Genomic DNA, 10,836 nt, shown 5'->3' on the forward strand with positions numbered 1-10,836 from the left:
GTGCCTTCACCGCGAAATGGAACGAAATTCGCCATAATGCTATAAATTTAGTAGTCTATATTTTGGCACCTTGCACAGGACCTGCTCAATTCAGCGTCAGAGCCCGCCCCGATCGGGGTTTCTCTCCTCCCCCGATCTCAGTCCTTAGGCGGGCTCGTCCTTTTTTGATAGGTGCTCTCATGTCATTTCATTTCGGGCTAAGCCAGGGCCTTCGGGCGGCGGCCGTGGCGGTTGCCGTCAGCGGTGCGTTCCTCAGCACGGCTAAAGCAGGCCCCACGCTGGACGCCATCCAGCAGCGCGGTCTCATCAAGGTCGGCGTCGGCACGTCTCCGGGTTTCTTCGCCCCCGATTCCAACGGCAAGTGGCAGGGCTTCTTCGTCGATTTCGGACGGGCGTTGGCCGTCACCGTCTTCAACGATCCCAACAAGGTCGAGTTCACCTCGTCGTCGCCGCAGCAGCGCCTGCCGGCCCTGCAGGCCGGCGAGTTCGATATCCTGCTCTCCGGCGTAACCCAGACCATCACGCGCGCCTTCAAGCTCGGCTTCCACTTCGGTCCGGTCCTGTTCTATGACGGCCAGGGCATCCTGGTGAACAAGTCGCTCGGCGTCAGCAAGGCGGCCGATCTCGATGGCGCCACCATCGGCGTGCAGTCGGGCACCACGGGCGAACTCAACATCGCCGACTTCTTCCGCAAGACGGGCAAGAAGTACACGCCGGTGGTCATCGAGGACTCCAAGGAGTTTGTCGCCGCCCTCGAATCCGGGCGCGTCGACGCGCTGACGCAGGACAGTTCCGACCTCGCCATCCGCCGCAGTCAGCTCGCCAAACCCGACGACTACATCGTGCTGCCCGAGCGCCTATCCAAGGAACCCTTGGTACCCGCCGTTCGCGCCGGCGACGACCGCTGGCTGGAGATCGTCAACTGGACGGTCTACGCCACCATCCAGGCTGAGGAATTTGGCATCACCCAGGCCAATGTCGACGAGTTCCTGAAGAGTGAGGATCCGGCGATCAAGCGCTTCCTCGGCGTCGACACGTCGCTCGGCGAAGCCATCGGTCTCGATCCGAAGTTCGCCTACAACATCATCAAGGCGGTGGGCAATTACGGCGAGATCTTCGACCGGAACATCGGCCCGAAAACGCCGGTCGCCTTCGAGCGCGGCTACAACCAGCTCTGGACCAAGGGCGGTCTCATCTACTCGCCGCCGTTCCGCTGAGAGACGACTGCCATGGTCGATGGCGTCATGAACGCATCTGCCGAAACCGAGGAACCGGGCCGTACGCGGCCCGGTATTCTCACTTTCGTTCGTCTGTGGCTAGGCGGTTGGCCACTCGCCCAGATCGCCCTCTACCTCGGTACGCTATTGGCCGTTTTCTGGCTCGGCCGCAACCTCGTCGCCAACATGGCGCGGCTCGGCCTTACGCCCGGCTTTGCATTTCTGGAGCATGCCGCCAACTACGAGATCGGCGAGGGATTCATCGCCTATGCCGCCGGTGACAGCTACGCCCGTGCGGCGCTGGTCGGCCTTCTCAACACCATTGCCGTCTCGGCGCTCGGCTGCCTCCTCGCAACGGTGCTCGGCGTCACCTTGGGCATCGCCCGCCTTTCGGCCAATCCGTTGGTTTCCCGCCTGGTGCAGGCCTATGTCGAACTGCTGCGCAACACGCCGCTGCTGCTGCAGCTGTTTGCCTGGAACACGGTGATCCACCTGCTGCCCGGCCCCAGACAGGCGCTATCGCCGCTCCCCGGCGTCCTCCTTTCCAGTCGCGGCCTGTTCCTGCCGGCGATCGACACTGGTGGCCATGGTGCGACTTTGGCCGTGGCGATCGTTGGTGCCGTCCTCGCCATGCGCCTCATTCTGAAGCTTCGTCGCCACCTCGCGGGCCCCTCGCCACGCCGTGCCGTGGTCCTGGCCTATCTCGCCGCCGTTCTGCTGCCGGTGGCGATCGCTAGCGGGTTCGGCGTTGCCTTCACATTCGACGTTCCCAGCCTCAAGGGCTTCAACATTCGCGGCGGCATCTCGATGACGCCGGAATTCGCCGCGCTGATGCTGGGGCTGGCCGTCAATGCCTCCGCCTCCATCGCCGAAACGGTGCGCGGCGGCATCCTCGCCATCCCCGGCGGCCAGTGGGAGGCCGCCCGTTCGCTCGGTCTCAGGCCATTTTCCGTCATGCGTCTCGTGGTGCTGCCGCAGGCGCTCCGCATCATCCTGCCGGTGATGACGTCGAGCTATCTCAGCCTCACCAAGAATTCGTCGCTGGCCGTCGCCATCGGCTTTCCCGATCTTGTCAGCATCCTCAACACTACTGCCAACGTCACCGGCCAGGCCCTGGAGGTGATCGTGCTGATGCTCGGCGCCTACCTGACGCTCAGCCTTGCCACCTCGATGGTCATGAACGCCTATAATCGCCGCCACGTGCTGAGGGGAGACCGGCGATGAGCGCGTTGCGTCCGCCATCCCTCCTCGACAGATCGCCCGTCCTGAAGGCGACTGTCGGCAGCCGGGGCAACCTCGCCCTGTCCACCGTCGTGCTGATCCTCGCCGCGCTGGCGTTCCCACCGATGGTCCGGTGGCTGCTGACCGACGCCACCTTCTTCGGCAATGCCGAAAGCTGCAAGGCGGCCTCCGGCGCCTGCTGGGCCTTCATCGGCGAAAAGCTGAAGTTCATCGTCCTCGGCTTCTATCCGCAGGATGAAGCGCCGCGCGCCTACGCGGCCATCGCCCTGCTGATCGGCCTTGTCGGCCTGTCGGCCACCCCGCGCCTTTGGGGACGCAAGCTGGCGGCGGCCTGGATCGCCAGCCTGCTTGCCGCCATCTGGTTGCTCGGCGGCGGCGGGCCGCTCTCTCCGGTGCCGACCGAGAAATGGGGTGGACTGCCGGTGACGTTGCTGCTGTCGTTTGGCAGCTTCATCCTGGCCTTTCCGCTGGCCATCCTGTTGGCGCTGGCGCGCCGCTCAAAGCTCGGCGGCGTCAGGCTCTACGCGGTCGTGCTGATCGAGACGGTGCGCGGCGTACCGTTCATCGCCATCCTCTACGCGGCGACACTGCTGTTCCCGCTGATGCTGCCGGCGGGAGCTGCCATCGACAAGTTCGCCCGCGCCGCCGCGGCGCTCTCCATCTTCGTTGCCGCCTACCTTGCCGAGATCGTGCGCGCCGGCCTGCAGGCCGTGCCACGCGGTCAGTCCGAGGCGGCCGCCTCACTCGGCCTCACGTCATGGCAGACTCTCCGCCTCGTGGTGCTGCCGCAGGCGCTGAGGGGGGTGATCGCGCCGATCGTCAACCTCGCCGTCGGCATCTTTCAGGACACGACGCTGGTGGCGATCATCGGCATGTTCGATCTGCTCAACGCAGCCCGAGCGGCGGCGACCGATCCGAACTGGATCGGCTTTTACGCCGAAGCCTACGTGTTCGCGGCGGCCGTCTACTTCGTCTTTTGCTTTACCGCCGCGCGCTACAGCCTCTGGCTGGAAGGCTATCTCAAAACGCCATAAGGCCTCGGGGCCCTAGCCGGCCCTTCATGGCTCGTCCAACCCGACCGGCGCGATCAAGGCGCTCCCTGACGCAGGAAGGCGCTGAGGCAGAAAAAAGGGCCGGAGGTTTGATCCCCGGCCCTTTATGTCGTCTGTCAGCCGCGCGGCTTAGGCCACAGCCCGCGCCCGCTCTGCCCGCTCCATCTGGACGATGTGCTCGGCCCAGCGCGCCGACCAATCACGCAGCTCGGACTGGCTGAGAGGCGTCGGCACCTTGGAATGCTCGTGGCCGGCGATGTGGCGGGCGAGCGCGCGGTAGACGTCGGCCTGTTCGGACTGGGGGGCCGCTTCGATGGTGGTCTTGCCGGACAGCTCGGCCTGGGTGACGGTGAGCGAGCGCGGCACGAACTGAACGATGGGCGTCGAGGTCTTCGCTGCGAAATCCTCGATTATGTCGCGCTGGAAGTCGGTGTTGATCGAGTTGGCGATGATGCCGCCGAGCAGCGCACCGCCCGAACTCGAGAACTTTTCGATGCCACGGAACAGGTTGTTGGCGGCGTAGATGGCCATGAAGTCGGCCGACGACACGGTGAACACGTGTTCGGCGATGCCCTCGCGCACCGGCACGGCGAAGCCGCCGCAGACCACGTCGCCGAGCACGTCGTAGATGACGAAATCGAGGTCGAGGTCTTCGAAGACGCGCTGCTGCTTTAGGAGTTCGACAGCGGTGATGATGCCGCGACCGGCGCAGCCGACGCCGGGCGCCGGGCCGCCGGCCTCGACGCAATAGATGCCGCCGAACCCCTTGAACACGGCCTCGCGGGCATCGACGCGGCGCTTCTCGGCCAGGAGATCGAGCACCGAGGGGATGTACTCGCCGCCGCGCAGCGTCGTCGTGGAGTCGGCCTTCGGGTCGCAGCCGAACTGCATCACCTTGTAGCCGGCCTCGACGAGCGCGGCGGAAATGTTGGAGGTGGTGGTCGACTTGCCGATGCCGCCCTTGCCGTAGATGGCGATCTGCTTGGGTTTGCGGGACATAAATGACTCCTTGAGGGGGTGATGAGGGGAGCTGCTCTCAAATTCGCTGGGGCGCGTCAGATGGCGATGGTTCCGAGAACCGGAGCGGAGCGGGCTTAAGGCCCGTGAGCACCGGAAGCGGAGGAAGCGAAGCCAGATGACCGTCCCAGTAGAATTTCAGGGCAGCTCCTAGCCGTGGGAGAAGGTGGGCTCTGTCTGGAGATCGTCGCCGTAGAGCTCGGCTGTGTAGTCGGTGAGGCCCGGCACGCCGGCGGCGTCGGCCCGGCAGCGCTGGCAATGGGTGAACACCTTGAGATGCTGCGCGGCGGCGGCGCGCGCCTTGTGCCGTTCGACGAAGCCCGGTTCTTTGAGGTGCTTGAGCTGATGCTCGGGGATCAGAGGGATGATGTTGATCATCCGCGCTCCAGCCGCCGCCACCGTCCTGGCGATGTCGCCGATGTGGTGGTCGTTGATGGTCGGGATCAGCACCGTATTGATCTTGATGGTGAAGCCGAGTTCGGCGGCGCGGGCGATGCCCTTGAGCTGGCTGTCGATCAGTCGCTTGCCCGCCGCGACGCCATCGATCCTTTTGCGCTCCCAGGCCAGCTTGGGCGTGATCGTCGCCTGTATGTCCGGATCGACCGAATTCACCGTCACGGTCAGCGTGGTCACGCCGGCTGCTTTGAGGTCGTCGACGCGGGCCGGCAGTTGCAGGCCGTTGGTGGAGACGCAGAGAGTCAGATCCGGCCAGCGCGCGTGGATCTGGGCAAAGGTTTCGATGGCATGATCGCTGGCCAGCGGATCGCCGGGACCGGCGATGCCGACGACGGAGAGGTTGGGAATGAGGCGGACGGCGCGGTCCACCACCTCGACCGCTTCGGCGGGTTTCAGCAGTCGGGCCGCCACGCCTGGGCGATGTTCGACGCGATTGAAATCGCGCCGGCAGAAGGCGCAGGCGATATTGCAGAGCGGCGAAACGGGAAGATGCAGTCGCGCCGCCTTGGCGTGGCCTTCCGCCGTGGTCGAAAAGCAGGGATGCTTGCCCTCGAGATCGGGGAAAGCCGGCTGCATGGCGGCCTGCCGCATGCCATGGGCGGCACAGGCCGAGGAGGATATGCCTGGATCGCTCATGCCACGGCCTCCGCGGTGAACAGGCCATCGAAGGCGGCGAGCTGGCGGACAGTATCGTCAACCGTGTCGTCGGTTTCGAAGGCGAGAATGCCGAGCTTTGTCAGTCGGTTGATGGCGCATTCGCCAAGCCGCGACACCACCACCGCCTTGCAGTCGGCAATCAGCGCCACCGAGGCGTCCATCACCGCTTCGGCCCGGTCGCCACAGCCCGAGCCGCAGGCGGGGCGGTTGTTGCGTGTTTCGAGAAAGCGTGAGCCGGCGGGGCCGACCTCCCAGATCTCGAAGCGGGTGGCGTGGCCGAAATGCTCGCTGACGCGCGCCCCAGTCGACGTGCCGATGGCGACGCGGACCGCGCCGGAGGAAAGGGCCGGATCGGAGGATGCCGTCATAGCGCAGCCGCCTCCGGGTTCTCCTCGGTCGACTGACGCACCACCGTCGTGTAAGTGCGCTCGATCAGTTGCAGCGCGCCCCGATAGCCGATGTAGGAGCGCGACAGCACCACCTCGTCGGTCACCGGGTAGCTGATCTCGACCAGCGGTGCGCCGATCTCGCCGGCAACGCCGGCTTCCCAGGTCGAGCCGAAGACAATCGGCAGTTCGCCGACGCGCGGATGGGCGCGAAGGACGGCATGCGCCTTATGCCCGTCGGATTCGAACAGCGGATCGGCGTCGATGCCGGGGGCCAGATCGCGGAAGGCGGCGCGGATCGCCGCGCGCTCGGTCTCCGGCGGGTTCTCGGTGATGACGACGACACCGGGATTGAGGCCGAGATCGCCGACCAGGAACTTGGCCACGGCGAGCGCGTAGGCGCTGTCGGCGACGATGTTCACTTCGGACGGCAGCCGATACTGGCTGGTACAGCCGGCGTAGAAATGGGCGAAATCGCGCAGGTAGTGATAGTAGGTCTTCTCCTCGCGGGCGATGAAGGCGTCCACCTTCTGTCGGTCGATGCCGGCATGGTCGCCCACCTTGCGCAGGAAGGCCGCCGTCTCGCGCGCACCGACCGGCAATGCCGGGATGTGCAGCGTCGACTGGTCGTATTCAGCTTCGAGGTCCTGGGCGATTGAAAGGCCGAGCCAAGGGCTGAGCACGAGGTTGAACTCGGCCGAGGGTATGGCGCGCCATTCCGAAAGACCGGCCGAAGCCGGGCCGAACAGGATGTTCACCTCAAGACCGATGCCTTCGAGGAGGCGACGGATTTCGGTGAGATCGCCGCGCCAGAAAGGGTTCTGGTAGGGCAGCAGCGCCCAGACGTTGACGAGGCCAGCCTGCTTCGGCAAGGCCGGTTGTCTTGCCACATACTGCTCGATGATCGCCTTCACCACGGTCTCATGGCCGGTGAAGTTGGTGCCGCGATACCCGAGCGTTTCGGCGAACACGATGGGCACGCCACGCCGTTGGTAGCTCTTCACCAGGTTCCCAACGTCGTCACCGACGAGGCCGGGAATGCAGCCGGACTGAACGACGTAAAGCTCGGCCTCCATGACCTTCAGCGTCGAGGAGATCAGCTCGTCGAGCCGGTCGGCGCCACCGAAGATCACCTCCTTGTTGCCGATGTTGGTGGAGGGAACGTGGAATTCCCCGCCCTGATAGCCGGAGATGCCGGACAGCGCGTTGAACTGCTTGGAAGCGCAGCCGGGGCCGCAATGGGTGATCGGGATCGCCCCTTCGATGGCGATCACCGAGGTGAGCGCGCCGAGGGCGCAGGCATAGCGCACCTGCTCGATCGGCCCCGGCGGGGCCGCGAACGAACCGGACGTGTCGTGGGAAATAGGACTGACGACGTTCATCGATCTCTCCGGCTCACTCGGCGGCTTCGGCGGTGTCGAGGGCGTAGGGGTTGGTCTCTTCCAGCCACCACTTCTGGTAGGGGAAGGAGGAATGGGCGGCGACGTCCTCGTAGAAGCGCCGGCGCGGCAGAACGCGCAGGATGGCGCGGCCGATGGTCAAAAGGCCCTCGTAGCCGAGACCGTCGTTCGAATAGAAGATCGGCAGCACCGGAATGCCCAACCGGCCGGCCAGGGTCGCCGTGGTGCCGGAATGGCGGCAGATGACAAAGTCCGGGTTGGAGCGCTTCAGCGCAGCGTGCGTCTGGAAATGCTGGTCTGCACTGACCGTGAAGTTCTCGATGTCGCCGGTCGTCTGGATGAGATGGCCGAGGGAATCCTGCTCCGGATCGCGGCTGTCGGTCGAGGGATCGTGGTGGAAGGAATAGGCGTCATCGACGGTGACCCCGAGTTCGCGCAGGTCGGCGATCAGGCCATGGGCGAAGGCGGCACCGGCGGCGACGAAACCCTTCTTGCCCTTCAGCAGACCGCGCAGCCGTTCGAGCTCTGGTGAGATGCGGGCGCGTTCGGAGGCGATCACTGCTTCGACCAGATGTTCGCGGTGGGTGACGCGGGCGATATCACGCAGCCAGTTGTCGGTGGCGTCCTGTCCGTAGGGCAGCGGCGCGCGGATTTCCGGCACGCCGTATTCCTGCTCGAGACCGGTGGCGAGATAGCTGAGCACGAAGCACATGGTCACCGTCGCCGCCGCCGTCGACAGGTCGGCGAGGCGTTCGAGCGAGTTGCCACCCATGATCAGGTTGACCTTGAGGCCGAGCGGCCCGACCAGCGGCGTGAACACGTCCGACCCGCCGAGGTGGATAACGTTGAGAAGATCGGGGTTCTTCTCCTGCGTCCGGTCCGGCACCAGGCGGCGCAGGATGCCATGCTCGATGACGTCCCAGCCCGACGACCAGTGCCGCGACTTGAAGCCCTCGCAGTGCAAGGCGACGATGGGAATGCCGAGTTCATCCTCAAGCTGGCGAGCCGTGCCATCGACGTCATCGCCGATGATGCCGGTGGCGCAGGAGGTGGCGACGAAGATCACGCGGGGATTGTGCCGCTGGTAAGCTTCGCGGATCGTCTCGGCGAGGCGCTCGACACCGCCGAACACCATGTCCTGTTCGCCGAGATTGGTACAGATCGACTTGGGATCTTCCGGCTTCCAACCGCGCCGGGCGGCGAGATCGCGGGAATAGCGCGAAGTGGAGGACTGGCTCGACGCACAGCCGATCGGCGAATGCTGGATAACTACCGTGTCCTTGATGATGGTGGCGTTGGTGACCGCGATCTGCTCGGCGCACATCGACGCCTGCGAATAAGGGCTATTCAACTCGCACAGCCGCTTGCCACCGGGGCCGCAATCGCGGCCACAGCCAAAGGTGAAGGCGGAATCCTTGGCCAGTTGGGAAGCAGGGCCATCCCATTGGGTTATGGTGCCGAGGCGCTGGTCGCGCGTTTCGGCCTGCGGGGTGCGAAGATTGATCGGCATATGGTGTTATCCCTGTCGGCGGGTCGCTCGGAACGAACCGGTCGCGAAGGGACAAAATCGACTTCCTCAGCGACCTCTGGCTTTCAGGAGATCACGGGTGAAGATTAGACGATAGATTTAGTATTTTAAATGGCGTCCGCTGAGAGCAGTTTTTGCCCCGAAACCGACAAAGCCCGAGAACTCATTTTCAGGTTTATCTATTAGTATTAATTACTTAAGGTGTTTTACCTAATTCACATGGCGTCTTCATTTGAGCAGATCGCGGATACGACAAAGCGCTCGAACCGGTCAGGTTTCGAGCGCTCAACGTCGTCGTTTTGCTGGTCGGCTAACTTGCCGTCAGATCCTCAGAGGCCAAGGCCACGGTTGCGGCTGTTCAGGTTGCGCTCGCGGGCTTCGAGGTCGTAGCGGTCGCCAGCTTCGTTGAGGTAGGCCAGATCGCGCTCAGCCTGGGTGGGGGCGCGGAGGAGCTTGGCGGTACGCTTGAGGGTGGCGAACATTTCGGTTTTCCTTTTCCAGACCGGAGGTTTCCGGCCTCTTTCTCTGTTTTCTTTTTGCACCCTCAATATAGGCGAGAAAGCCCCTCAGACCTAATCGCAAGTTCTGAAGGTCGCCTTCAGATTCTCTTTGGATAATGGATCGTTAGCGGATTGGGATGGCCATGATCGCTCATCAGGCCATGCCCTTCAGGCACTGAAACATCTCCTTTGACAGCGGCCTCCGCTTGTCCAGCGGCACCACCCGCTCCGTCTTTCCGTCCATCAACCGCCGATAGCGCCACAGCGCCGCGCGTGCCCCCGCCCATTCATCGAGCGCCAGCGCGCGGAGCTGAGGCGGCGATGGCGGGAAAGAGAGGTTCGGCTTGTCGCCGAGGATGGCCACCTCGCCCTTGATCCAGCGCTTGGCGGCGGCTTCGACCGCCCAAGCCGGCACATCTTCGAGGGCGATCTCGTAGGCTTCCGAGCGGGCGTCAATAACCGCGTCGCTAAGGTTGCCAGCGGGAAACACCGCGAGGAGCTTGGCGACCTGCCTCAGCGAATTGAACGCGTCGGGCTTGGCCTCGGCAAGCGGGGCGATATCATCGACCAACTGCGACAAGATCGATCGTTCGTCCGGGGTCAGCGCCCGGCTCAAGGTCGGGGTCCGGCTCGCCGCCTCCTCGGGCCGCAAGGTGCGCTCCAGCTCGGCGAGCGAAGGAGGCAAGGATAGCGTCGTGAGGTGAGGCCGCAGCAGGCCGGCAAGTGCTGCGGGAAGCGCGGAAGGATTGGACACTGTTTGGCTCCGGTGCTGGTTTCAGGCGGTTGTCGCGGGCTTGGCAGACGGCTTCGGTGAAGTAGCTCCAGGAACGGATGCTCGATGGTCTGGCCCGGCTACATCGGGCCCGGATGGTTGGCAGGATGTCGGCCTGGAGGTCGCAACCGTTGCGGATCCAGTTGATCGGATCGGAGAGGACGAGCAGCCCCGGCGATGAGGCAGGGTTGGCCAGCGCCTCTCCCCCGGCATCCGCCAATTCCCGAGCCAGCGTCTCGCCATCCGGCTCCGAGTTCGGCATCGAGGCGGACTGAGTTTCCGAGCCCGAGTTCGAATCCGCGTCGCGCACCCCGTCCGGTGTAGTCTGGGGGGATATAGGGGGGTGTTTGGGGGTGTGGGGGAAAGAGGGGGGACGGGGGGTGTCGTGCGACTGTCCGGTGACCGTCGCGTGACCGTCACGCTTCCTGTCACGCTCCCTCTCACGCTGCTGGCGCTTGCGCTCGGTAGCCCTGGCGCGACGCTCGGCATCGACGGCGCCTCTTTCCTCGATCTCACGGACAGCGAGAACGATGGCGTCGATGGGCGCGCCAGCGGCGGCCATGTTTTCGATGAGGCAGGCGATGCTCATTGATCGCCCTCACTTGGCTA

Annotated in this window: 11 protein-coding genes; 4 read left to right on the forward strand and 7 right to left on the reverse strand. The window is 64.7% G+C overall.

Annotation, left to right across the window (positions count from 1 at the left end; translation table 11 throughout):
• The first annotated feature begins 179 nt into the window (after positions 1 to 179).
• From AB6N07_RS19235 to AB6N07_RS19245, 3 genes are read left to right on the forward strand one after another with little or no spacing between them, the layout of a single operon-like run.
• On the forward strand, positions 180 to 1,217 hold the full coding sequence (locus tag AB6N07_RS19235) for an amino acid ABC transporter substrate-binding protein (protein WP_370674669.1): 1,038 nt from the start codon (positions 180 to 182) through the stop codon (positions 1,215 to 1,217).
• Positions 1,218 to 1,244: 27 nt separating this feature from the next.
• A complete protein-coding gene (locus tag AB6N07_RS19240; RefSeq protein WP_370674670.1) occupies positions 1,245 to 2,441 on the forward strand; it encodes an amino acid ABC transporter permease in 1,197 nt (398 codons plus the stop codon).
• Positions 2,438 to 3,493 carry an amino acid ABC transporter permease gene (locus AB6N07_RS19245; protein WP_370674671.1) on the forward strand — a complete coding sequence of 352 codons (1,056 nt, stop codon included), beginning with the start codon at positions 2,438 to 2,440 and terminating at the stop codon, positions 3,491 to 3,493. The genes AB6N07_RS19240 and AB6N07_RS19245 overlap by 4 nt, the downstream gene beginning before the upstream one ends.
• Before the next feature lie 147 nt (positions 3,494 to 3,640).
• Here the strand turns inward: AB6N07_RS19245 and nifH are convergent, their stop codons facing one another.
• The 7 genes from nifH to AB6N07_RS19280 all read right to left on the reverse strand — a co-directional run bounded on the left by nifH (position 3,641) and on the right by AB6N07_RS19280 (position 10,209).
• Positions 3,641 to 4,510, reverse strand: coding sequence for a nitrogenase iron protein (nifH, locus tag AB6N07_RS19250; protein WP_370674672.1), 870 nt, complete (start codon positions 4,508 to 4,510; stop codon positions 3,641 to 3,643).
• 168 nt (positions 4,511 to 4,678) lie between these two features.
• On the reverse strand, positions 4,679 to 5,620 hold the full coding sequence (locus AB6N07_RS19255) for a radical SAM protein (protein WP_370674673.1): 942 nt from the start codon (positions 5,618 to 5,620) through the stop codon (positions 4,679 to 4,681).
• Complete coding sequence (locus AB6N07_RS19260) at positions 5,617 to 6,009, reverse strand: NifB/NifX family molybdenum-iron cluster-binding protein (RefSeq protein ID WP_370674674.1); 393 nt, start codon at positions 6,007 to 6,009, stop codon at positions 5,617 to 5,619. The genes AB6N07_RS19255 and AB6N07_RS19260 overlap by 4 nt, the downstream gene beginning before the upstream one ends.
• Positions 6,006 to 7,409, reverse strand: a complete 1,404-nt coding sequence (locus AB6N07_RS19265) for a nitrogenase component 1 (RefSeq protein WP_370674675.1) — start codon at positions 7,407 to 7,409, stop codon at positions 6,006 to 6,008. The genes AB6N07_RS19260 and AB6N07_RS19265 overlap by 4 nt, the downstream gene beginning before the upstream one ends.
• Positions 7,410 to 7,422: 13 nt before the next feature.
• A complete protein-coding gene (locus AB6N07_RS19270) occupies positions 7,423 to 8,937 on the reverse strand; it encodes a nitrogenase component 1 (RefSeq protein ID WP_370674676.1) in 1,515 nt (504 codons plus the stop codon).
• 347 nt (positions 8,938 to 9,284) lie between these two features.
• A complete protein-coding gene (locus tag AB6N07_RS19275) occupies positions 9,285 to 9,437 on the reverse strand; it encodes a hypothetical protein (RefSeq protein ID WP_370674677.1) in 153 nt (50 codons plus the stop codon).
• A 172-nt stretch (positions 9,438 to 9,609) separates the two neighbouring features.
• Positions 9,610 to 10,209, reverse strand: a complete 600-nt coding sequence (locus tag AB6N07_RS19280) for a hypothetical protein (protein ID WP_370674678.1) — start codon at positions 10,207 to 10,209, stop codon at positions 9,610 to 9,612.
• Between the two features lie 427 nt (positions 10,210 to 10,636).
• On the opposite strand from AB6N07_RS19280, the gene AB6N07_RS19285 reads away from it, so the two are divergent.
• Positions 10,637 to 10,819, forward strand: a complete 183-nt coding sequence (locus AB6N07_RS19285) for a hypothetical protein (protein ID WP_370674679.1) — start codon at positions 10,637 to 10,639, stop codon at positions 10,817 to 10,819.
• Positions 10,820 to 10,836 lie beyond the last annotated feature (17 nt).

Source organism: Pleomorphomonas sp. PLEO (genome assembly GCF_041320595.1).
Classification (GTDB): Bacteria; Pseudomonadota; Alphaproteobacteria; order Rhizobiales; family Pleomorphomonadaceae; genus Pleomorphomonas.